This window comes from Cohnella thailandensis (assembly GCF_014212135.1).
Classification (GTDB): domain Bacteria; phylum Bacillota; class Bacilli; order Paenibacillales; family Paenibacillaceae; genus Cohnella; species Cohnella thailandensis.
In genome coordinates this window covers 182,669-205,403 of sequence record NZ_JACJVQ010000024.1, presented here as the reverse complement: position 1 = coordinate 205,403, position 22,735 = coordinate 182,669, and the positions used below count along the sequence as shown (strand labels likewise).

At 60.1% G+C, this 22,735-nt stretch carries 17 protein-coding genes; 2 read left to right on the top strand and 15 right to left on the bottom strand.

Annotated features, from left to right (window positions below; all coding sequences use genetic code 11):
• Positions 1-8 precede the first annotated feature (8 nt).
• The 15 genes from H7B67_RS26545 to H7B67_RS26475 all read right to left on the bottom strand — a co-directional run bounded on the left by H7B67_RS26545 (position 9) and on the right by H7B67_RS26475 (position 20,476).
• The gene (locus H7B67_RS26545; protein WP_185123029.1) at positions 9-863 is read right to left on the bottom strand and encodes an ABC transporter permease; all 855 of its coding nucleotides are present in this window, start codon (positions 861-863) and stop codon (positions 9-11) included.
• A 106-nt stretch (positions 864-969) separates the two neighbouring features.
• Complete coding sequence (locus H7B67_RS26540; protein ID WP_185122908.1) at positions 970-2,646, bottom strand: extracellular solute-binding protein; 1,677 nt, start codon at positions 2,644-2,646, stop codon at positions 970-972.
• A 204-nt stretch (positions 2,647-2,850) separates the two neighbouring features.
• Positions 2,851-5,271 carry a helix-turn-helix domain-containing protein gene (locus tag H7B67_RS26535; RefSeq protein WP_185122907.1) on the bottom strand — a complete coding sequence of 807 codons (2,421 nt, stop codon included), beginning with the start codon at positions 5,269-5,271 and terminating at the stop codon, positions 2,851-2,853.
• Positions 5,272-5,453: 182 nt separating this feature from the next.
• On the bottom strand, positions 5,454-8,693 hold the full coding sequence (locus tag H7B67_RS26530) for a polysaccharide lyase family 8 super-sandwich domain-containing protein (protein WP_185122906.1): 3,240 nt from the start codon (positions 8,691-8,693) through the stop codon (positions 5,454-5,456).
• A gap of 95 nt (positions 8,694-8,788) precedes the next feature.
• A complete protein-coding gene (locus tag H7B67_RS26525) occupies positions 8,789-10,165 on the bottom strand; it encodes an FAD-dependent oxidoreductase (protein WP_185122905.1) in 1,377 nt (458 codons plus the stop codon).
• Between the two features lie 13 nt (positions 10,166-10,178).
• The gene (locus tag H7B67_RS26520; RefSeq protein WP_185122904.1) at positions 10,179-11,021 is read right to left on the bottom strand and encodes a carbohydrate ABC transporter permease; all 843 of its coding nucleotides are present in this window, start codon (positions 11,019-11,021) and stop codon (positions 10,179-10,181) included.
• A complete protein-coding gene (locus H7B67_RS26515; protein ID WP_245363550.1) occupies positions 11,011-11,910 on the bottom strand; it encodes a carbohydrate ABC transporter permease in 900 nt (299 codons plus the stop codon). Before H7B67_RS26515 ends, H7B67_RS26520 begins: the two co-directional genes overlap by 11 nt.
• A 102-nt stretch (positions 11,911-12,012) precedes the next feature.
• Positions 12,013-13,311, bottom strand: a complete 1,299-nt coding sequence (locus tag H7B67_RS26510; RefSeq protein ID WP_185122902.1) for an ABC transporter substrate-binding protein — start codon at positions 13,309-13,311, stop codon at positions 12,013-12,015.
• 158 nt (positions 13,312-13,469) lie between these two features.
• Positions 13,470-14,198: a response regulator transcription factor gene (locus H7B67_RS26505; RefSeq protein WP_185122901.1), complete on the bottom strand. Its 729-nt coding sequence runs from the start codon at positions 14,196-14,198 to the stop codon at positions 13,470-13,472.
• Between the two features lie 2 nt (positions 14,199-14,200).
• Positions 14,201-15,997 (bottom strand): cache domain-containing sensor histidine kinase, encoded by a 1,797-nt coding sequence (locus H7B67_RS26500; protein ID WP_185122900.1) that lies wholly within the window; start codon positions 15,995-15,997, stop codon positions 14,201-14,203.
• Positions 15,998-16,212: 215 nt separating this feature from the next.
• Complete coding sequence (locus H7B67_RS26495) at positions 16,213-16,995, bottom strand: hypothetical protein (protein WP_185122899.1); 783 nt, start codon at positions 16,993-16,995, stop codon at positions 16,213-16,215.
• Between the two features lie 139 nt (positions 16,996-17,134).
• Positions 17,135-17,746, bottom strand: coding sequence for a flavin reductase family protein (locus H7B67_RS26490; RefSeq protein WP_185122898.1), 612 nt, complete (start codon positions 17,744-17,746; stop codon positions 17,135-17,137).
• A gap of 173 nt (positions 17,747-17,919) precedes the next feature.
• Positions 17,920-18,492, bottom strand: a complete 573-nt coding sequence (locus tag H7B67_RS26485) for a hypothetical protein (protein ID WP_185122897.1) — start codon at positions 18,490-18,492, stop codon at positions 17,920-17,922.
• A gap of 117 nt (positions 18,493-18,609) precedes the next feature.
• Positions 18,610-19,578, bottom strand: coding sequence for an alpha/beta hydrolase (locus H7B67_RS26480; RefSeq protein ID WP_425353893.1), 969 nt, complete (start codon positions 19,576-19,578; stop codon positions 18,610-18,612).
• Between the two features lie 148 nt (positions 19,579-19,726).
• The gene (locus H7B67_RS26475; RefSeq protein WP_185122895.1) at positions 19,727-20,476 is read right to left on the bottom strand and encodes a YceI family protein; all 750 of its coding nucleotides are present in this window, start codon (positions 20,474-20,476) and stop codon (positions 19,727-19,729) included.
• Positions 20,477-20,663: 187 nt separating this feature from the next.
• Here H7B67_RS26475 and H7B67_RS26470 point away from each other — a divergent pair, with 187 nt between their 5' ends.
• Together H7B67_RS26470 and H7B67_RS26465 are read left to right on the top strand one after the other, a co-directional pair.
• On the top strand, positions 20,664-21,347 hold the full coding sequence (locus H7B67_RS26470) for a response regulator transcription factor (protein ID WP_185122894.1): 684 nt from the start codon (positions 20,664-20,666) through the stop codon (positions 21,345-21,347).
• Positions 21,332-22,732: an ATP-binding protein gene (locus H7B67_RS26465; RefSeq protein WP_185122893.1), complete on the top strand. Its 1,401-nt coding sequence runs from the start codon at positions 21,332-21,334 to the stop codon at positions 22,730-22,732. The genes H7B67_RS26470 and H7B67_RS26465 overlap by 16 nt, the downstream gene beginning before the upstream one ends.
• The last annotated feature ends 3 nt before the right edge of the window (positions 22,733-22,735 follow it).

The following is a 22,735-nucleotide window of genomic DNA, read 5'->3' as shown; positions in this document are numbered from 1 at the left end:
GTCCTCCTTCACCATAAGCTGTTCTGATTGACTCTTCGGGACAGGTAGTTCGCCAGCACGAGCAGAGCCAGGTTAATAACGGAGTTAAACAAGCCGACCGCCGCGCTGAAGCTCCAGTCGAATTCGATCAGCCCCTTGCGGTACACGTAGGAGGAGATGACGTCGGCCGTCTCGTAGATCGAGGAGTTGTAAAGCAGGATGATTTTCTCGAAGCCGACGTTAAGCAGATTGCCCATCCGCAGGATGAACATGATCATGATCGTCGGCAAGAGCCCGGGCAGCGTCACGCTCCGCATCTGCCGCCATCTTCCCGCCCCGTCGATCCTCGCCGCCTCGTATTGCTCCGTGTCGATCGAGCTGAGCGCCGCGATGTAGATGATCGACTCCCAGCCGATGCGCTGCCAGATCTCCGAGGCGACGTAGACCGGGCGGAAGTAGTCCGGGTTCTGCAGCAAAGCCGTATCGGCGCCTCCGAGCGAAGCGACGACCTGCTGGATGATGCCGCCGCTGTTCGTGAAGTCCTTGACGATGCCGCAGATAACGATTAACGACACGAAATAAGGCATGTACGTCACCGATTGCACGAAGCCGCGGAACGCGCGGCTTCGCACTTCGTTGATCAGAAGCGCCAGGACGATCGGCGCCGGGAATTCGAACAGCAGCGTGTAGACGCTGATCAGGACGGTGTTCGTGAACACCCGCTCGAAGTAGAACCCTTCGAAGAAGTCCTTGAAATGGGACAGCCCTGCCCATGGGCTTCCCAGAATGCCCTCGGCGGGCGAATAATCCTTGAAGGCGATGACGGCCCCGTACATCGGACCGTATTGGAAGACCAGGTAATAGGCCAAGGCCGGAAGCATCATCGCGTACAGCAGCTTGTTGCGGCTCCAGTCCTTCCGAAGGAAGAGCCCCCAGTCCGTTCTCTCCGCTCTCTTTCCCAACTTGGATAGCACCCCTATTGCTGATGGCTTAACGAGCGTTATAGCGATCGAGCGCCGCTTGATAGATCTCGATGGCCCGGTCGATGTTCAGCGATTCTAGCTTCGTCAGGAATTTGTCATAGGCGTCCATCGAGTCTGTGCCGAGAATGATCTTGATCGTCGTCTCGTCGACGAGCGTGTTGACTTCGTTCATGATTTTGGCGAATTCGGTGCTCTCTTCCGCGGTCGGCGAGATCGGAGGCAGCTGGTGCTTGTCGACGTCCGTCTGGCCCCACGTCTTAACGGCTTCCTGTTGCTGCGGAAGCGCGGCGAACTGCTCGTAATAACGCTTGTCTTGGACAAACGGACCTCCGGTGGCGCGAGTGTAGAGCCCAAGGTTAAGGGACAGGTTCTCCTTGACGGGATCCGTGTAGGTCGGATAGCCGTCCACGAGCGTATGGGCTTCGCCTTCCTTGCCGAAGTTGAAGAAAAAGCTGCCTTCCTCGCTGTAGCCGTAGTCGAGCAACTGGACGGCGAGCTCCGGATTCTTGCTCTTCGGCGAGATCGCGAAGTTGCCGCCTTGAGGCGCGGCGAAGTCCTTCTGGCCGAACTTCGGCACGTCGCCCTTGTTCAGAACCGGATACGGGGCGCCTACGAGGTCGTACTTCGGATCGACTTCCTTCATCGCGGTCAGCCACTTGCCGATTCCTCCGCCTGCGAGGGCGTACGTCGCTCCCGACTTGCCGGACGTCATATTGGCGTCGCGGATCTTCCCGTCGACGGTCGCGATGTCCTTGTCGATCAGGCCTTCGGCGTACCACTTGCGCATCGTCGTAAGGAATTCCTTGAAGCCGGGCTCGGCCGGACCGAACTTGACCTTGCCGTCGTCCATGTAGAAGTCGCGCTTGATGCCGAACGCTCCGTAGAAGAGGCCTTGCTGCAGGTCGTCGAACAGGCGCGGCGTGCTGATGAACGTAAGCGGAGCCGTCGCCCCCTTCTTCTCCTTGAAGGCCTTGAGCATCGTGTACCATTCGTCCATCGTCGTCGGCACCTCGAGGCCGAGGTCGTCCAGCCAGTCCTTGCGGATAATCGGGCCTCCGTACGTCATCAGGTAATCGTCGCCGCGGATGAACGGGAATCCGTAGTACGCGCCGCTGTCCGTCTTGATCTGCTTGTCGACCTCCGGATGCGCCGCCAGGTAAGCCTTCAGATTAGGAGCGTACTTGTCGATCAGGTCGTTCAGCTTCAGGATATTGCCGTCCTGCATCGCTTTCTCCGGTCCTCCCGGATAGCCAGTCACGAAGTTCCATTCGATGATGTCCGTGTATTCGCCCGAAGCGAACATGATGTTAAGCTGTTCCTTGGCTTGGTTGACGGCCGGCAGCTCGTATTTGACCTTGATGCCGGTACGCGCTTCCAATTCTTTGTTGAACGGAAAATCCTCCAGCTTGGGGGTGACGGCGAGCTGCTGCGAGAACGCTCCGGAGTCCAGCCATCTCGTGAGCATGACGTCCGTCTTGATCGGATAGACCGATCCGCCCGCGTTCGGCGAATCGCTCGGCGACGCGGATTCGCTTGCGGGCGCGCTGGCGCTGCTGCTCGGCGATGCGCTCGGCGACGGGCCGCCCGACCCGTTATTGGAGCTTGAGCATGCGGTGAGCGCCGTGCTGGTCAGCATCAGGCTTAGCAGAATGGCGGATGATGCCTTGCGGGTTGAAGCTTGCATGAAGCAATCGACCTCCTTCTATTGTAGGACCCCTCTCATCGGATTCCTCACCCCGATTATGCGGCCCGGCCCCCTCTTCAGGGTAGGCGCAGAACCTCCAAAACCGTCACCACAACTTGCGCTTCGCTTCCCAAAACCTCCGATCCGATGTTCAAAAGAGGATCAAGCAGACCCTCAGCCCTTCGGAATCGCTGCCCAAACCCGTCATTCGAGCCATTTATACTGTCCCGGGGTGACCCCTTCGACCTTCTTGAACGCCCGGATAAACGTGTTGACGCTGCTGAAGCCGCTCCTTCCGGCGGCCTCCTCCAAGGAGGTCCGTTCCGTCCTCAGAAGCTCCTTAGCCCGGTTGATCCTCGTTCGATTGATCGCGTCCAAGAGTCCCTCTCCCGTCTGATCCTTGTACAGCTTGGAGAGGTAGGTCGCCTTCATCCCGAAGGTGTCGCCGATCATCGTGATGTTCAGATTGGGGTCCTCGTAATGCTTCTCGATATAACCCTGGATGGACTCCGCGAACGAGGAGAGCTGCCGGTCGCGGCCGCGGCTCCGGTTCGCCTCCTGCTTGGCCGCGGTTAGGCGGCACACCTCCTCCAGCATCTCGGCCAGACTGGCCTGGATGTCCTTCACCGACCGGAGGCCGGTCAACCGCTCGAGCGCCTTCGGGTGCTTCTCCAGGAACGAGGCCTGCACGTCGCCCAGCTCGCCCATCGTCTTCAGGAACGTGCAGACGAGATCGAACATGAGGCAGCGGGCCAGCTCGGTCGTGAACTCCCCGTTCCGCAGATTGCGCTCGATGATCTCGTCCAGCGTCCGACGGGCCTTCGCGATGTCGCCCACGAGCACGTAATTGATCAACTGCTGCTCCGTTTGCAGCGAATAGTCGTATCCTTCTACGGCGGCCGGCAGCCGCTCGGACCTCTCCAGTTCTTCGTAAGAGAGGCTGCTCTCGCGGTCGCCGACGACGTACTTGTATTCCATCGTCTCGAGCGCTTCCCGGTAGGCTTCGGCGATTCCGCTTAACGATTCGTGTACCCCGCTGATCGCGACGGACGCTTCCAGCTGGAAGCGCTGCTTGAGGAAGCCGCGGGTATTCTCGGCCGCCTGCTTCAGTTCGGCCAGAGCCTCCGCCGGCGGCGTATTGGGCCTCAAGCACGCTAGGCACGCGAATAAATCTCCCGTGTCGGCCATATATCCGGCGTGCGAGCGTCCGATCCATTCCTCCGCCACGTTGGAGACGATGAAGCGAAGCAGGCCCTGTCCGCCCTCCGGCTGCATCTCCTTGATCCGCTCCAGGAACGCCTCGTTGCCGTCCACGTCGAATAGGATGACCGCGAACCGGTCGCTCTCGAACTTCATGTCGAACGCGGCGAGCAGCTCCTCGCGCGAGAAGCGCCTTTCCACCCGTCCCTTCAGAAGCCGGACGATAAAGGAGTCTCTCAGCTCGCGGTTCTGTTGGCGGAACCTCTGCCGGTCCCGCTCCCGTTCCCCGGCGTTTCTTTTCCATTCTTCTTCTATTAGAAGATACTCGTTCATGACTCCTTGGCTCCCGGCGGCGGCGGGATCGCCTCCGTAGAGCGTCCGGACCAGGTTGCCGAGCGGCCGGTAATGGCGGCGAAGGAAGAAGACCGTCAGCCCAAGGCCGCCGAGCAGGCTGAACAGGATGCTGACCGTCGTCAGCCTGCCGACATAGGCCGATTCCTTCCAGACGAGCGAGTTCGGAACGACGGTGACGTACGTCAGATCGGAGTGCACCGAGCGGATGTACGAATATTGCGAAGCTTCCCCGCGGAAGCTCTCTTCGAAGCTTCCTTGCTCTCCCTTCAGGCGATCGAGCCCGGGAAGCTCCGGGTTCATCCGGCCGCTCGAACCCCCCGCGCTCCCGGGAAGCTCCGCCCCTTCCTCTAAGCTGGATACGAGCACCTCCCCTTCCCCGTTGAGAATGAACACTTCGCCGCCGCTGAACTCCCTGACGTTAAGGGCATCCCTTCGCATCTGCTCGGCGTCCAGCATGACGACGACGGTTCCGACTGAATCTTTGTTCTCGTCCGCCGGGAACGTGCTGACATAGTTGACGGAGGGGACGATCGCGCCCGCCTCGTTCAGCCGGCTCGTCCGGATGAACTTCCGGGTGTCCGTGCTGCGGACGAGCCGCCTCCATTCGTCCATGGACATCGTACCTCCCGCGTACCATTCCTCGTAGGCGTTGTCGGCCGATTTGTATACGTATGGCATCAGGACGCTGTCGCCCTGGGTCCAATAAATATAGAACTCGTCGTAGGACGTATACGCGGAGCTCATCCCTTGCAGGTCCTGGGTGACCTTGTAGAGATCGTACAGGTAATCCCCGCGGCTCGCCTTGTTCGTATAGAACAGGCTCTGAATCTCCACGTTGGCATAGATCTGGGCGACCAAGCGCTTCACGGAGCCGATCTGGCCGTCGATCTTCTCTCTCATCTGCGCGAGAAGCAGCTCGTTCCCGCTCCGGATCTGCTCGTCGACGGTCGCCCGGGTTTGGGTGTACGCCGCCGCGCTCAGAACGATCGGAACGAACAGCACGATCAAGTAGCTGAGCAGCCATGCCGTCACCACGCTTCTTCTCCGCGGCCACCATCTGAACCGACTCATGCGGACTCCCCCTGCCTGCTCTTTAGTCGTTACTTCCTGTTTACCGGATGGCGCGGGCGTCGGCAACCCTCTAACCGTCACCCTTTTATCCAAAACGATCGTCAGAATGTCCACTTCTCTATAAACGGGAGAAAACCTGCGGGTGGGCAGGTTTTCTCATCCGTATAAAGGAGCAAAAGGGGTCAACCGACGGGAACGAACTTCACCGCGTCCGCAACGACGTAGCCGTCGGGAGATGCCAGGGCGTCGTTGCGGATCGTCACGCTTCCGCCGGTTCCCGCCTGGAAGGCATACGTGCCGATCAGGTTCCAGACGCCTCCGTTCGACCGCTGGTCGACCGCGACCGTGCTCGCCGTCCCGTTATGGACGACGTCCACCTGAACCGCGTCCTCCCGGTTGAAGTGCTCGGGCCACATCAGGTACACCTCGTAGGTCCCCGATATCGGAAGCTCGGGCGTGAACGTGACGCTCTTCGTTCCTTTACCCGCGTTGCCGTCGTGCAGGTAGTCCGCTCCGTAGCGGTCCGCCTGGGTGTTCGCCGTCGTCCACGTCCCGATCTTCGTCACGCCGGACGAATCGGCGTTATCGACGATAATCGGATCGGGCAGCCGCTCGAACCGGACCGCGTCGGCGACGACGAACCCGTCCGGGGAAGCTAGCGCGTCGTTGCGGATCGTCACGCTTCCGCCCGTCCCGGCTTGGAAGTAGTAGGTTCCGAGCGGATTCCAGACGCCTCCGTTCGAGCGCTGGTCGACGGCCGCCGTGCTCGTCGCCCCGTCATGGACGATGCCGACTTGGACGGCATCTTCCCGGTTCGCGTGCTGCGGCCACATCATCGATACCCGGTAATAGCCGGAGGAAGGCAGGGTCGGCGCGAACGTGACGCTTTTCGTCCCCTTGGCCGCGTTATCGTCGTGAAGATAATTCGCTCCGTAGCGGTCGGTCTGGGTGCCGGCCGTCTTCCATGTTCCCGTCTTGGTTACGCCGGTCGCATCCGCGTTATCGACGATGACCGAGACGAGCTCCGGCTCCTCGGGCTCGGGATCGCCGCCGCCGGGGTTGGTTCCGAGTGTGAAGTTCGCTTGGAACGACTTGCCCTTTGCCCCGTTGACGTTCACCGTGAACTTGATCGTAGGGCTGAGCTGGGTGACGGTAATGCCGGGATCGGCCGTATAGCCGCTTGCCGAACGGGCCAGCTCGATCTGGATCGTGCCCGCATTCGCCTGGGTCGGATCGGAGACAGCCACGGCGAGGCTCGTGTCCGGCGTCTCGCGGGTCATAATCGAAGCCTTCTTATTGGAAGTAATGAGATCGACGGTCTGCAAGGAATCCGTCCAGAAGTTCGCGCCGATCAGGTTCAGCGTCGTCTCCTTGGCCGCCTGCACGGCGCCCGTGTTGGCGAGAACGGCCGTCTCGGGACTGGATGCGTAGGCTTCGGTCGCCGAAGCGGATGCGTTCGGGAGTACGGTATACGCGTAAGAAGCGTCGGTAGGCGCCGTTCCGTGATCGATCCATGCCGTCTGGTAGTTGCGGGTGATGTTCGTCGCCGGCGTCACGCTGCGGTTGTTGATCTGCTTCCAATTGCCGGTCCGCGCCTCCCGTTTGGTCCGAAGCGTCGCTCCGTCCGGGAAGTAATAGCCGATGTCGGAGCCGCTCGCCGCGTTGCCGCTAAGGTGCATCGAGCGGACGCTCGTCAGCGTTTGGCTGGCGCCGAGGGCGGTCGGCTGAGCCGTCCCGTCGACCGTCCAGGCATTGTCGCCCGCCAAGTTCAGCTTGCGGTTCTCGACAATCGTCTCCACGGGGGAAGTCGCCGTACTCGAAATTCCCGCCCCGAGGGCGACGATCTCGTCGTCGAACAGGAACCAGGATTTGCGCCCCGTCAGGTTGTAGGAGGCGTAGGAGAGATCCATCCCGGCCGCTCCGTAAGTTCCGTCCAGCACCGAGCCGCCCGCCCAGTTCGTCGTGCCCGTCTGCGCGGCGTTCGCCGTCTGGGAGACGACGGTCGTGCCCGGCAGCCGGTAGGAATCGACGGTCGGCCAGTAGTCCTCGCTGTATTGCGCCAAGTCCCCGTTATAGAGATAGGTCGCCCCTGCCCCCGTGTACCAGCCTTTGCCGTTCTCGCCGTTGATCGCCTCGAAGCTGTTGATCCGGGTCGAGAACATCGCGATGCCGAAGGCAAAGCCCGGGCGAAGCAGAAGCGAGCGGTCCATCCCGGCGAACTGCCGGACCTTGTTCAGCGGCGCGGGAGGCGAGATCGCGGAGTCCGCAACGATCCCCTTCGCCAAGGCGATCATCTCCGGGGACGCGTCCGAGTAAAAGCTGCTGAACGTGTCGTCCTGGATCCAGCCCTTGGCCATGCTCTTGAAGGCGGACGCATGGGGCTCCGGCGCGAATTGCGAGAGCCGGATGATCGCGGCGATCACGGCGTGCCCAACCGCGTGATCCTGGGCGTAGTTGCGGGAGATCTCGCGCCCCCGGACCATGTCCATCATCGCTCCCTTATACATGAGTGGCTGGAAGGAGTCGTATGCCCATTGCCATACGTGAGCTTGGTTCGGGTCGGTCACCTGCGCGGACGAGCCGGACAGCAGGTACATCAGGTCGGACGTCATCTGCAGCAGCGAGAGGCCGTAGCCGCCTGTATAGGCGATTCGGCTGTGCTGGATGAACGAGCCGTCGGCATAGAAGCCGTCCCCGCTCGTCGCGTACGGGAAGATGCCGGCTCCGGACAAGCCGTCCCGGGCGGCCGCGGCCTTGGCGGAATCCTTCACGAGAACGGCGCGCACGCCGACCACCACGGCCTGCCAGGCCCGGTTCGCCCCGGACAGGTTGACGGCCGGAGTGAAGTAGTCGACCGTGCTCCCGTAGGTCGCAAGCTGCGCGGGCGTGAGATCGTCGTAGAGCAGGGCGACGATGTCGTTCAGGCTGAGCGGAATGCCGATCTGCCAATGCCACCAGTTATAGGAGGTTCTTCCGATCGTAGTGTTGTAGCTGTTGGCGTACAGCCAATCGAGCGCGTCGATTATGTCTTGCTTCAGCGACGCGTTGCCATAGAGGGAGGAGCCTACCGTCGTCGCGGCGAGCGTCATCGTTCTTAGCCGGCTGTACGACTCGTTCACCTGGTCCGACGTCTTCGTCGCGCGCAGCGCGTACCAGATGTAAGTGCGGGTCGGCGATAAGTCCATGGCGCTCCAGTAAGACTGGGCTTCCATGGCGAGCGCCGCCGTCCGGGCCGCGATATCTGGATCTGTCGTGCTCAGGTCGGGTCCTCCGGTCAGCATCGTCTTCCACTTGTCCCTCATCGTATCGAATTCGTCCGTCGCGAAGGCTCGTTCCGGAGAGAGGCCTCCCCAGAACGTAAACAGAATGGCGGCAACCAGGACGGCCGCAATCGATCTCGGCAGCTTGCCGGAATGCTTCATCGCTTCATCGTTCCCCTTCCATAGCGAATTAGAGCGAACTAGCGAAACCCCTGCTCTACCCAAGCCCTGCAAGCAAAGCCTGCTCCGTCCAAGACCTACTCCAGCAATGCCCCCTCCGCCCGGAGCGCCTCCTGCAGAACCTTCACGTCCAGCTCGTGCGGGGCGATCCCAAGCTTCGCGGCCAAAGCCGCCGCGGCGCCGGCCGCTTGTCCGGTCGCCATGCAACTCGGCGTCAGCCGCGTGGTGGCGAGCGCCTCGTGGCTAGTCGAGATGCATCGGCCGCCGCTTAATAAATGGCTTACCTTCTGCGGAAGGAGGCAGCGGTACGGAATGTCGTACGCGCCGTCCCCTTGCACCCAGGAAGCGACGACTCCCTTGCCGGACGGATCATGAATGTCGATCGGGTAGCCGCTGCGGGCGATGACGTCGTCGAACCGGCGCCCCTCCACAACGTCCGACGACTCCAGCGTGTATCGGCCGACGATGCGTCGAGTCTCGCGGATGCCGATCTGCGCGCCAACCTGCGAGAGAGAAGCCTTCTCGAAGCCAGGCAGCTCCTTGATCATGAAGTCCGCGACCTGCTGAGCCTGCTTGCGGCCGAGATGCTCCGCCTCCGTCAGGTCCTCCACGTCCGTGCCGTCCAAGCCTTGAACGCGCGTCGTGTTGACGAGAACCTCGTCCGGCTCCGGCCCTGTGAAGAAGAGTACCTGGTCCCGGTTGATCGGAAGCTGCGCGGCATTCCATTGCTTGAAGAAGCCCATGACCCCGCTCAGCGGCAGCTGCTCAAGCTCGTCTATCGGCGTCTTGCGGTAGAACTCGTTGGGGTTAGCCAGCATGTACTGCTTGACCTTAGCCAGATCGACTCCGCGCATTCGGAACTTCATCGTCATCGGCTGCGTGCGCCCGTCCTCGTCCCGTCCTTGCCGGGTCGGGGCACCGGACAGATACGCGAGATCCGCGTCGCCCGTCGTGTCGACGAAGACCTTGCCCCGTATCTCCAGCTTGCCGGACTTCGAGGTTACCCAGGCCGCCGCGATCCGATCCCCTTCCAACTCGACCCGATCCACGAAGCTATGGGCGATCAGCTTCACTCCGGCCTCGCGAAGCATGTCGACCGCAAGAGTTTTATACACTTCGGGATGATAGGGCGTTATCGTATGGACGAAGCCTACCGTGTCCCGGACGTGCCCCGGCGAGGCCCCGATCGCCTGAAGCCTGCGGACGATCTCGTCCGCGATGCCTCCGATCACCTGCTTGCCCTCCACCGTATGGAACGTCATCCAAGGGTATACGAGAGCGGCCGTCGACATGCCCCCGACGAAGCCGTACCTCTCGATCAGAACCGTTCGCGCGCCGAGACGCCCTGCCGCGATCGCCGCATTGATGCCTGCCGGGCCTCCTCCAACGACGACAACGTCCGCTGCGACAGGTTCCTTGTACCTTTTTTCATGCCTCGTTTGATCAAGCTTCATTTTCCCAAACCTCCTATTTCAACCCGGTTGTCGCGATTCCATCGATGAATTTGCGTTGGGCGAAGAAAAACACCAGCAGCAGCGGAAGAGTCGCCATGACGGACGCCGCCATCAAGAGATGCCAGGCCGTGCCCGCCGTATCGGTAAACAGCTTCATCGCGATCGGCAAGGTGAACAAATCCGAAGAACTGATGTAGATCATCGGATCCAGGAAGTCCTCCCAGCTGTTCAGGAAGGTGAAGATCGACAGCGTGGCGAACGCGGGAGCGGCCAGCGGCACCATGATTCGCCAGAACGTCGTCCACGGCGAGCAGCCGTCGATCTCCGCCGCCTCGTCGAGCTCGTTCGGAACGGTAATGAAGAACTGCCGCAGCAGGAAGACGCCGAATATCCCTCCCGCGCCCAGCATCGGCGGTACGATCAGCGGGAAGTGCGTGTCCGCCAGCTGCAGCTTCGAGAACCAGATGAAGTTCGGAATCGTCGTCACCTCGGCCGGAATCATCATTCCGCTCAGGAGCACGAGGAACCAGACGCTGCGCAGCGGGAACTTGATCTTGGCGAACGCGAAACCCGCGATGGCGGCGAACAGGCACGTGCCGACCGTGACGACGACGGCGATGTAGAAGCTGTTCCAGTAATGAAGGAGGAAGTCCGGCTGCGCCTCGAACACCTCGGCATAGTTGCCCCAGACGGCCGGGGACGGGAGAATCCGCATCGGGAACTCGAACACCTTCGTCTGGTCCTTCAGCGACGTGGTGATCATCCAATAGAAAGGGACGAGGATGACCGCCGATACCGCGATCAGCAGGAGGTACCGGACGACGGCGGAGATTGCTTTGCCGGATTTATTGTTCATGATGCACCCACCTTGTTCTCAGGTTCCATTGCACGACGGTGAGCAGCAAGACAAGGAAAAACAGCACGAACGCGACCGCCGAGGCATAGCCGAAATCGAACACCTTGTACGCCAGCTGATAGATGTAGTAAACGAGAACGTAGGTGGAGGTGCCGGGCCCTCCGTCGGTCATAACCGCTATCTGCGAGAATACCTTCAAGGAACCGATCAGAGTGATTACGAGCGTCAGGAAGAGAGAGGGGGTGATCATCGGCAGCGTGATGCTGCGGAACTGCCTCCATCTCGAAGCCCCGTCGATGGTGGCGGCCTCGTAATACATCTTCGGAACGTCTTGAAGCGCCGCGAGGAAAATCACCATGTTCATCCCGACCTTCTTCAGAACGCTGACCACGATGACGACGGGCATGACCAACGCGGTGTCGTACAGCCAGGCCGGCCCTTCGATCCCCAGCGAGGCGAGAATCTGGTTGAGCAGTCCCGCGTCGGTCGCGAACACGTACTTCCAGACGATCGCCCAGACGACAATGGAGGTGACGACGGGCGTGAAGATGACGGTGCGAAAAAAACCCGTGCCCGGAAGCTTCTGGTTGAGAAGAAGAGCGAGAGCGAGCGCCAGCCCCAGGTTGAGCGGAATCAGGCCCGCCGAGAAATAAAGCGTGTTCCCGAGCGTGCGCCAGAATTGAGCGTCTTCGGAGACGAGCCGCGCGTAGTTGTCTCCCCCCACGAAGGAGGAGGGGTGCAGCAGGGAATAATCGGTGAAGCTGAGCCCGAAGGCGTAAACGATCGGAGCCGCGAGGAAAAGGAAAAACCCCAGCATCATCGGAGAGATGAACAGGTAACCGTACCACGCGTTGCGCCTCCGGAGCTTCGAAGATGTCGCGTTGCTCATGTTGAGGTCCACTCCTTCCATGGCCGAGAGGGGAAGCCGGGCCGCCGCCGAGGCGATTTCGTTGCCTGCGCGCCAGCGTCCCGGTCCCTTCGGCTCTATCTGTTAGTTAAGCAACGGAGAAACTTCCTTCTCCAGATCCTTCGCGATGTCCGCGATCGGCTTGGACTTCGTGTAGATGGAGTCGAAGCCGATCTTCATCTTCTCGTCGATCTGCTGAAAGTTCTGGAACGCCGGGCGTACCCTCGCGCTCGCCATCTGGTCGAGCACGGCCGTCTTCACGCTCTCCGGCGAAGGTCCTTGGTTGAGGAATTCCTGCGATTCCAGAACGGACTTACGGCTCGGCACGAAGAATTGCGAGGTGACCGCCATGTTCTCCGGATTGGTCAAGTACTTCACGAAGTCCGTCGCTTCCGCGGCATGCTCGCTGTCCTTCGTAACGGCGTAACCTGCATAGCCGAGCGTCGTACCTTGTCCGCCCGCGCCGGATGGCATCGGGGCGATGTCCCATTTAAAGTCGGTGATTGCCTTCGCCTTGCCCATGTAGCTGAAGAGGTCTTGCTGCATCGCGATTTTGCCCGTCTCGAACGTCGTCTGGTCGCCCGGCTTCGGGTGAATCTCCGACTTGAACATGGCGTCGCTGTAGAATTGAAGGGCGTCGATGCCTTCCTTCGTATTCAGCGCGAATTGTTTGCCGTCGGCGCTGAAGTAGTCGCCGCCGAAAGCCCACACGAGCGTCTGAAGAGATTCGGTCCAGCTCGTCGTCCATCCGTTCGGGCGGATCAGGTTAACGCCATAAACGCCCTTACTCCTATCCGTGAGCACGGCCGCCGCTTTCGCCATCTCGTCATACGTCCATTTTCCTTCCGCGTACAGCTCGGTCGGCGTCTTCAGCCCCTTTTCCTCGAACAAGGTCTTGTTGTAGTAAATCATGTTCGGCGGAGTCGAGAACGGAATGCCGTACGTCTTGCCGTCCTTCGTCAGCAGATCGAGCGTCGAAGGAATGAGGTCGTCGAACTTGTAATCCGGGTCGTCCTTGATCGATGAAATGTCGGCGAGCTGGCCAGCCTCTAGGAACTGCGGGATCGACCGCTCCATCAGCCAGACGACGTCCGGCGCCGTCTTCGATGCCATCAGCACCGACAGCTTCTGCTGGTAGTCCGCCGAAGGAATCGTCATGATCTCGACGCTCACGTTCGGGTGGTCCTTGCGGTAGCTCTCGATCATCGTCTCGTACATCTGCTTGTGCGTGTCGTTGCCCCAGATGCTGAACTTCAGCTTGACCTCCTTGGTCGCCGCTCCCGATCCCGAGGAGCTTTCTTTGCCGTTCGATTCGGAGCCGCAACCCGCGAGCGAACCCGCCATTAACACCGTCGCAAGCCCGATGCCCAGTCCCTTTTTCATATGGCTTACCCCTTTTCGTCATTGTTTGATAAGCGCTTACATTTGTGATTATAAAGAAAGACCCGCATCGCCGAGAACGACACGGGTTCCAGAAATGGTTCAAAATCGTAAGGGTTTTCCTGCGAATAGGAAGAGATCGGAGCTGGATTAACGACAGGTCATCCCCGCTCCCGGTATTCGGTCGGCGTTGCTCCGGTGTGCTGCTTGAATAGCGACGCGAAGTATTTATGGTTGGGAATTCCGCACATGGCCGCCACCTCCGCGACCTTCAGCGTCGTGCCCGAGAGCAGCTGCCTCGCCTTCGCGATCCGTCTCTCCGTCACGTAGTCGGACAGGTTCTGGCCCGTCTCCCGCTTGAACGTCTCGGAGAGGTATTTCGGATGCAGGTAGACGCGTTCGGCCAGAAACTGCAAGGAGATCTCCTGCTCGAGCGACTGCTGGATCAGCTCCTTCACCTTGCGAATGACGAGCCTCTCCTTGTCGGGCTCGGGGGACTCGTCCCCGGCAGGACCTCCCTTGCCTTCGGCTTGGATTCGGGCAAGCACCCTCGCCAGCTCCACTCGCTCGATCGGCTTCAGCAGGTAGTCCATCACGCCATAGCGCAGCGCCTCCCGTGCGTATTCGAACTCGTCATGACCGCTGATCACCACGATAGGCGTGTCCTTCTGCTCCTGCTTGATCCGCCGCAGCAGCTCCAGGCCGTCCATCTCCTTCATCCGGATGTCGGTGATGACGAGGTCCATTCGCTCGCTGGTCCGGAACATCTCGAACGCCGTTTTGCCGTTGTCCGCTTCCAGGATTCTCAGCTCGTTTTTGACCACGTCCTCGATAATCGCCCTCAGGCCCTGGCGAATCTTCGGCTCGTCCTCGGCCAGCAAAATGTTCATGGTTACGATTCCCCCCATTGGAACGGGATACGGACATGCACCGCCGCTCCTTGCGTTCTGGACTTATCCAGGCTTAGCCCGTAGGACTCCCCGTATAGAATCCGGAGCCTGCGGTGAATATTGCGAAGCGCGAAGCCCTTCTCCCGATTGCCCGTCCCCGAAACGGATTCCGCTCGGATCGGTTCGACTTCGGCGAGGATGCGCTCAATCTGATTAAGTCGCTCGGGACCGATGCCTCGCCCGTCGTCCTCGATGCGGATGAGCAGGTCTTGCTCGTCGGCCTTCGTCGTGAGCGTCAGAGTAAGAGGCTTGCTGCCCATCCCATGCTCGATCGCGTTCTCGACAAGGGGCTGGAGCAGCAGCTTCGGAACGAGCACCGACTCGTGGGAGAAATCCACCCGGATGTCCGCGCGCAGCCGATCCTCCAAGCGGAAGGACTGAATGCTTAGGTAGTTCTCGACGAAATCGAGCTCCTCCCGCAGCGTTACCTTGCTCTCCTGCCGGTTTACCGTGTAGCGCAGCAGCTTGCCCAAGCTGGAGATGACGCGGCTGAGCTCGTCCTGACGGTCGCGTCCCGCCGCCATGCTGATCGATTCCAACGTGTTGTATAGAAAATGCGGATTGATCTGGCTCTGCAATGCCGACAGCTCCGCCTGCTTCTCCCGGATGCCCAGCTCATAAATCTCCTTGATGTTCTTGTCGAGCTGGGCGACCATGCCGTTGAAGCCCGCGGTCAGCAGGCCGATCTCGTCGTTCGTCATAATCGGAGCCCGTTCGCCGAGCTCTCCGTTCTGCACCCGCTTCATCTTCATGTACAAGCTGCGGATCGGCTTGACTAGCTGATTCGACGCCAAGACGGATATCAGGTAGGCCGCAAGCAGCGAGGCCAACGAGATCCAAAGGATAAAAGAGATCAATTCGCGCGCGTCCTTCTGCAGGTCGCTTCGGGGGATGATGCCCATAATGCGAAGCCCGCCGTAGCCGGTCTCCCTCTCGGAGACGAGAGTTCGGCCGTCTTGCCGGAGACGATCGTTCAGCGCTTCTTCTTCCGGGTTCCCTGCAGCCAAGCCCTCCTGATTGGAGTCGAAGGGATAAATCATCTCCCCGTTTCTGTTGAATATATAAAGCTTGCTGTTCTCGGTAATCCGCACGGAAGAGAGAATCTTCTCGAACCCGGAGCTCGTCAGATCCACCTTCACGAAACCCAGCTTCGCGTTCGTATACGGGTTCTTGATCAGCCTCGCGATCGAGGCGACTTCGGGAACGTTGGTCAGGTAATTCGGGCTGGAGGCCGGCGGAAGAACGGTGAGTCCCCCGTCATCGGCTTCGGCTTCCCGCATCCATTCGTTCTCCTGCGGAAGCCAGCTGCTCTTGCTCGTCTCCTGCAGGTTGCTGAACAAGCTCCCGTCAAGCGCGAAAATAAACACACCGGCCACCTCCGTTCTCTCGTAGATAGCGGAGGAGATGAGCTGGTTCATTTTGAACGATTCGTCGGAAGCGAGATAGTTGCCGGTACGAAAACCCCCGTCATGACGGGTCAGAATGTCCAGAGCGTTGTCGTCGTAGTAGAGGGACAGCGTGATCCGTTCGAGCTCCTGAATGTAACGTTCCAGGTTGATCGCCACCTGCTCGGCGAGCTGATCGGAATAAGCCTGCGCATCCTTCGCGGCCCTGGCGGAGTACTTCGAATAAGTAATGGCGCCGCTGAGCAGGAACGGCACTGTAACCATCAGGCAGAACAGGACGAGCATCTTCGTTCTCAGCGACACGAAAGTCGGAAATAGCCGGGACGGCAGCATGCGAGGGTCACCACTCCATTGAACTTGGGTTGCAGCTCGATTCCTATGGTCTATGGCAGCGCTTTAATTTCATCATATAGCGAAATGCGATTTTGGGATAGAGAGAAACAATGGCGAATCGCATCGCCGTTAACGCACTCGTCTCCAACAAAAAAATGGCCCCCTGTCTGCACAGGAGGCCATTGTTAATAGACTTAATTAGCTGGAGCCGCGAATCAAGCTTCCGTCTTCTGAAGCTTCGACGGGTTGTTGATCTTGTACGGCACCGGATGCTTGGTCAGCTTCTTGGCCGCGACCTTCGCCTCGAACGAGATCGTGTCGCCGATGGCGAGCTCCAGCTTCTTCAGCGTGTTGCTATGGCTGGACCAAGCGGCTCCGAGCTCAAGCTCCTCGGGTTCCACGATCTTGACCGATTCGTAGATGACGACCTCGTCGTCGGTGTCGGAGAAGTGGTTCGGCACCGTCGTGAATTCCTGCACCGTGGCGACCATCTTGACCTTCTCTTCCGGAAGCTCAAGCTTCGCCTTGCCTTTCTTGGCCTTCGGCTTGGCGGGTTCCGCCTCCCCCGAAGCCTCGATCGGCGCTGCCGGAGCCGCCGCGGCTTCGGCCTTCGCCGATGCGGTCGGCGATTCCGGCGCGGACGTCTCGGCTGCCGCATCCGGGGAGCTTGCGGACTCCGATTCCGCCGCCGGCGAATCGTCCTCGGAATCGGCCTTGGATGCGCTCCTCTGGCCGAAGGTCGAGGCTTGCATCTCCTTCAAGAAGGAGGGATGGATGCAGTGCCGCTGCTTGTTGCCGAACTCGATGACGGCGGTCATCTTGTCGACGAAGCCGACGATGTTCACCGTCTCGTTCATGCCGTTGCCTTTATAGGCATAGCTCTTGGTGCGGGCGGCTTTCTCCGACAGCAGGCCCCACTCCTTGCATTTCTCGAGCTGCTCGTCCTCCGAATCGAATTCGAAGAACAGCAGCGGCTCGATGACGAACGAATAGCTCATGACTCTTCCGCCTTTCTCTTCCCAAAGGTTGGTTTCAATTGGTTGCCTCGTTGAAGCCGACCGTTAGTCGATTTTTTCGACTATCTCCCTCGTTATGGCCCTCCTGAGCGAGCCGTTAGTCGATTTTTTCGGCTTTCCCTCAATCCGGCCGGGCCATCGCGAAAATCTCACCGAGCTTCGAATAATTGCTGCCCGCGAGCCGGCTGACCGGCCGCAGCTTCTCGATATCGATGCGCCCGTTATGCAGAAGCTCGTCCGCCACGTGGAAGCATACGACCCGGCCGATCAGCAGGTCGCACTGCGGAGTCTCGCCCGTTCCGCCGAGCGGGAAGCTGTGCTCCAGGACGCACTCCATTCGCACCTTCGCCTCCGCGACGCCGGGCACGGCGATCTTGACGCTCGGCACCTGCGTCAATCCCGCCGCCCCCAGCTCGCTTACGTCGGCAGGGAGCGCAGCCGCCGCCGCGTTCGCCGCCGCGACGTTCGATTCGTCCGCGATATGGACGACGAAGCCGCCCGCCGACAAAGCATTGCGCGAAGTGTCCTTCGGCACGCCGTTCTTCCGCTGAACCGACACCGACACGAGCGGCGGGTTCGAGCAGACGATATTGAAGTAGCTGAACGGCGCCGCGTTCACGACGCCTTCCTCGGACAAAGTCGTCACGAGAGCGATCGGCCTCGGGAGAATACTCCCGATCAGCAGCTTATAATTGTCGCGCTCGCTCTGGTTCGACGGATCGATAACCGCCATGCCTGCTCCCCCCATGTTACGTTCTTTGCTCCTATTGTACATGTTTTGGGCGTTATCGCCTAATGGACTTTCGGGACATACGCATCTTGCCGGACAGACCGCCGCACGCCAAAAAAAAGACTCTTCGGATCGAAGAGTCTTTCGTTACGATTCATACGATATCCGGCCGCCCTCTATCGAAGCCGCTCGGCGAGCCGCTGCCGCCTGCGCAGCATTTTCTGGGCCCGATTCCAGAACAGGCTGACTTCGCTCGCGTCGCGAACCTGATTCAGATTGATCCACAGCTTCGGGACGTTCCGTTCCGCATCCCAGAGCAGGCTGGCCTTGGTGGGCAAATCCCCGTAGCCGGCCTCGACCCGAAGCCCCTTGCCTCTGCGCTCCAGGTGGTAGACCTTGCGAACGACGCGGCTGTTGAAGGAGACAACCGCATCCCGGTCCTCGGCCAAGGTATGACAATCGCCGCAAGGCCGGCAGATCAGCTCGACCGCATGCGTGAGATGGTCTCCCGCCATGCTCGTCCAGTAGCGGAAGGCGTATTCGCTCCGGCAATGAGGACAGCGCACGTTCTCCCGTATCGCCGCTTCCACGGCAACGATGTATCGATCGAGGACATGGGTGTCCTTCAGCTTTTTCAAATAATACTTGTACAGGGCAAAAAAACTGATCATATCGGTTGACTGGCGGGCGGACTCCCTGAAATCGGCAAGATAAGCTTCCTCTGCTTCCCTCGGCCATTCGATCTTCATCGCGATCCCCCATTCGGTTGATATAGATCCTCTTAATCACCATTAACCGAATATTTGCGTTATTAATCCTTTACGATGAAAAAAACCAAGAGGTTGCACCCGCGCACGGGCAGAAGCTTAGCGAAGCTTATCTTTTAACCACGAGCCGGCGAGCGCGATGGCGCTCCGGGCCGCCTTCGTGCCGGACAAGGCGTTCAGCATGACGAAGTCGTGGATGATTCCCTCGTAGCGGGTAGCCGTGACCTCGACGCCGGCCTGCTTCAGCTTCTCCGCATAGGCTTCCCCCTCGTCCCGGAGCACGTCGGCTTCGGCCGTAATGACGAGCGCGGGAGGCAGGCCGCTCAACTGCTCGACCGTCGCCTTTAACGGAGATGCCGTGATCTCCTCGCGCCGCTCCTTATCGGGCAAATATTGATCCCAGAACCACATCATCGCCTCCCGGCGGAGGAAGTAGCCTTCCGCGAATTCGCGGTAGGAGTCCGTGTCGAACGAAGCGTCGGTGACCGGATAGAACAAGAGTTGGCCGGCTATGGAAGGTCCTCTCCGCTCCTTCGCCATCAGGGTGATCGCCGCCGTCATGTTGCCGCCTACGCTGTCCCCCGCCACCGCGATCCGGGAGGGATCAAGCTCTCTAATCTCGCCGGACAGCGAGATCCATTCGAGAACGGAGTAAATCTCCTTCAGAGCCGTCGGGTATTTCGCTTCGGGCGACAGGCTGTAGCTCGGGAAAACGACGGCCGCTCCGGAGGCGTTCGCGAGCTCGCGGATTAACCGGTCGTGCGTGTGGGCGTTGCCGAACACCCAGCCCGCGCCATGGATATAGAGAACGACGGGCAGCGTCCCCTTCGAGTCCATCGGACGAACGATCCGAACGTTCACGTGGCCGCTCGGCCCGCCGACGATCTTGGTCTCTTCGATAAAAGCAATCGGCTGCGGAACGGGATTAGGATCGGGGACCGATTGCGTCTCGTCAACCGCTTCTCTTCCTTTCTCCGGGCCGAGCTGATACAAATAAGGGGGCTTCGACGTCTCTTCCGCGAACTTCAGAGCTTCCGGTTCCAGACGAATTCGGTTACTCAACTTCATCACTCTCCCCTAGATATAGAGATACGGATAGCTATCTCTATTACCCGCGGAATCAGTCGTCCTAACGATTAAAGTCGGTAAACATGCCAAAAAGGCCCGGCGTCGTCCCCTGACGCCGTAGCCTTTTGTCCTTGTACGGTCTTGCTTTTTACGCCTTATCGAGCACCAGTTCGAGTTGAACGCTGAGATCGTTCTCGGTATCGAGCACGACGCTGTGCGGATTCTCCATCCCGAAGTCGGCGAACGTCACGATCGCCGTTCCCGACAGCAGGACTTGTCCGTCCCGGTACATCGTCTTGGCGTCGAACGTAACTTCCTTCTCGACTCCCCGAACCGTCAGCGTCCCCGTCATCTTGAAGTCGGAAGCTGAGCCTTCCGTCCATTCCGCCGGAAGCCCTTCGAACGAGGTCGCTTGGAACGTCGCCTCCGGGAATTCCGAAACGTTGAGATACTCTTCTCCTTTGACATGCCCGTCGCGCTGCCCGTTGCCCGAATCGAGCGAAGCCATGTCGATCTTGCCCTCGGCGCTCGTCTGCGAGGCGTCGTCCACGTTCAGTGCCCAGCTGCCGCTGACCGCTTCGTCCACGAAATTCACCGTCTCCCGGGAGGTCGTCACCGAGAGGTAGAGCTTGGAGCCTTCCGAGATCGTCCAGTTGCCGTTCAGCTGCTCTCCCGTAACCGTCGCGCCGGAAGCGGCCGACGAGGATGCGCTCGCTCCCGGCTCCGCGGAGGAACCGGCGGAAGAGGATGGCGATGCGGCCCCCGCATCGGCGGGGATGACTCCTTCGATGTCGATGTTATTGCCCAGATAATCATTCGACCACGTGTACGCGCCCGTCCCCAGGACGACTACCGCCAAAGCCCCGCCGATCAGCCAGCCTTTCGTTTTTCTCTTCACTATGGTTTCCTCCTTCGATCTCTAAACTAGCAATGTCCTTATGGCTTCGAGACCATGATAGCAAGCGAATATGTCGGGCGAATGTCAGAGAGAAATAAAGCCGGGAAATTCGGGAAAGCCCTTGCGGCGCGATTCTTCCTATGTAAAAGTAACTAGTATACGACCCTGAGAGAGGAGAACGGCCGCCATGAAATCCATCCTGATCGTCGAGGACGAGGACGCGATCGCGAGGGTTCTCGCCGCCTACCTGCGCAAAGCGGGCTACGCGGCGACCGTCGTCTCCGACGGCCTGGAGGCGTTGAACGTCTTCGAGGCTTCGGATTTCTCGCTTGTCCTGCTCGACGTCATGCTTCCGGGCATGGACGGCTGGGAGCTGCTTCGCGCCATCCGGGACAAGAGCGCCTGTCCGGTCATCATGCTGACCGCCAGGGGCGACATTCAGGACCGGCTGCTGGGCCTGAACGACGGCGCCGACGACTATATGACCAAGCCCTTCGTGCCGGACGAAGTCGTGGCGCGCGTTCGGGCGGCTCTGCGCAGGCGGCCGCATTGGACCGACGGGGAGAGCAAGCGCCACTTCGGCAACCTGATGGTGGACTTCGCCTCCAAGAGCGTGTTCCTGAACGCGGCCGAGGTTCCGCTCAATCCTCGCGATTTGTCCCTGCTGCTGTTTTTGGCGGAGTCTCCTAACCGGATTTTCACCAGAGAGCAGTTAATCGAACACGTGTGGGGAGCGGACTACGAGGGGAGCGACCGGGCGGTCGACCTATCGATCAAAAGGCTGCGTCAGTCCCTTGCCCACTGGCCGGCAGAGGCGGGAGAGATTCGGACGCTCAGAGGAACGGGGTATCAGCTGTGGATTGGAGAATAATGCGGCGGCGCAAGAAGACGTCCATTCTGTCCTATTGGACTTTTCGCTATATTATCATTCTGTGCGTCGGCTTTACGATCATCGCCCTGTGCGCGTTATACTGGATTCGCGATACGGCGAAGGACAGCCGGCTGAAAACGGCGGGCTTGCTGGGCCAAGAGATCGCCGATCGGGTCACGTCGGCGGACGGGACGCTGAACATTCCTCCCCAGATGGACCCGCTGCTGGACAGCCGTCTGCGGTACTTCGACTTCAAGGGCGATCTGTGCTTGATCATCACGGACGACGAGGGGAATCTGCAGTATTCGAAGCCTCCCCTTCGCCAAGACGAGGTGAGAAGCTATTTGTCGGATGATTTGAGCGCCTCGCGGAGGGACAATTCTCAGGCGGTCATCACTCCGATCGAAGCGGACGGGGAGCAAATCGGCCAAGTATCGCTGCTGCTCTCCAAGAAGTCTCTCAGCTACAGCCCGAATGAGGTCGCCTTGCTCGGCGTTTTGTTCGGAACGCTCATTCTGTGCGGCTGGCTGACGATCTACTTGTTGTCGCGCAAGCTGTCGCTGCCGATTCGCCAAGTGGCGGAGAGCGCCCGCCTGATCCGCGCCGGCCGTTACGACGTCAATCTGAACGTGCAATCGAACGAGAAAGAATTGGACGAATTGGTCGATTCGTTCAAGGATATGGCAAGCCGGCTTAAGCAGCTGGAGGAGTGGCGAGCCTTGTCGCTCGCCGGGGTGACGCACGAGCTCAAAACCCCCGTCACTTCGATCAAAGGGCTGATGATGGCCGTCCGGGACGATGTCGTGCAGCAGGAGGAAGCCAAGGAGTTCCTGGACATCGCGCTTAAGGAATCGGACCGGATGGAACGGATGGTCACGGATCTGCTCGATTACAACGCGTTCGCCGCGGGCTATGTCGAGGTTCGGAAGGACCGGCTGGAGCTCGGGGGGCTGCTGTCCGAAATTGCCTTCCAATGGTCGCTTCCTTACGCCGGCATGAACGTGACGGTAGAGACCGAGCTGCCGGAGCAGCCCGTATACATTGCCGGCGACGCTCTGCGCATTCAGCAGATCGTCGTCAATCTGCTGAACAACGGCCAGCAGGCCGCCGTGCCGGGCCGCCCGATCGAGCTGACTCTTCGTTTGCTTGAGGCGGAAGGCAAGGCGCGCATCGAAGTCGCCGACAACGGCAGCGGCATCTCCGCGGAGGAGCTCCCGTACATCTTCGAGCGTTTCTATCGGGGCGAGCGGAAGAAGCGGCACATCCGCGGGCTGGGACTGGGGCTTACCTACAGCAGCCTTCTCGCGAGCGCTCTCGGCGGAGAGCTTCGCCTGGCGGAGAGCTCTCCGGCGGGAAGCACGTTCGTGTTGGAGCTGCCGGGTTAGAAG

Coding starts and splice junctions, on each gene's coding strand:
- H7B67_RS26545 (WP_185123029.1), bottom strand. CDS start 863: ATGATGCTTCCGGCCTTGGCCTATTACCTGGTCTTCCAATACGGTCCG.
- H7B67_RS26540 (WP_185122908.1), bottom strand. CDS start 2,646: ATGCAAGCTTCAACCCGCAAGGCATCATCCGCCATTCTGCTAAGCCTG.
- H7B67_RS26535 (WP_185122907.1), bottom strand. CDS start 5,271: ATGAGTCGGTTCAGATGGTGGCCGCGGAGAAGAAGCGTGGTGACGGCA.
- H7B67_RS26530 (WP_185122906.1), bottom strand. CDS start 8,693: ATGAAGCATTCCGGCAAGCTGCCGAGATCGATTGCGGCCGTCCTGGTT.
- H7B67_RS26525 (WP_185122905.1), bottom strand. CDS start 10,165: ATGAAGCTTGATCAAACGAGGCATGAAAAAAGGTACAAGGAACCTGTC.
- H7B67_RS26520 (WP_185122904.1), bottom strand. CDS start 11,021: ATGAACAATAAATCCGGCAAAGCAATCTCCGCCGTCGTCCGGTACCTC.
- H7B67_RS26515 (WP_245363550.1), bottom strand. CDS start 11,910: ATGAGCAACGCGACATCTTCGAAGCTCCGGAGGCGCAACGCGTGGTAC.
- H7B67_RS26510 (WP_185122902.1), bottom strand. CDS start 13,311: ATGAAAAAGGGACTGGGCATCGGGCTTGCGACGGTGTTAATGGCGGGT.
- H7B67_RS26505 (WP_185122901.1), bottom strand. CDS start 14,198: ATGAACATTTTGCTGGCCGAGGACGAGCCGAAGATTCGCCAGGGCCTG.
- H7B67_RS26500 (WP_185122900.1), bottom strand. CDS start 15,997: ATGCTGCCGTCCCGGCTATTTCCGACTTTCGTGTCGCTGAGAACGAAG.
- H7B67_RS26495 (WP_185122899.1), bottom strand. CDS start 16,995: ATGAGCTATTCGTTCGTCATCGAGCCGCTGCTGTTCTTCGAATTCGAT.
- H7B67_RS26490 (WP_185122898.1), bottom strand. CDS start 17,746: ATGGCGGTTATCGATCCGTCGAACCAGAGCGAGCGCGACAATTATAAG.
- H7B67_RS26485 (WP_185122897.1), bottom strand. CDS start 18,492: ATGAAGATCGAATGGCCGAGGGAAGCAGAGGAAGCTTATCTTGCCGAT.
- H7B67_RS26480 (WP_425353893.1), bottom strand. CDS start 19,578: ATGAAGTTGAGTAACCGAATTCGTCTGGAACCGGAAGCTCTGAAGTTC.
- H7B67_RS26470 (WP_185122894.1), top strand. CDS start 20,664: ATGAAATCCATCCTGATCGTCGAGGACGAGGACGCGATCGCGAGGGTT.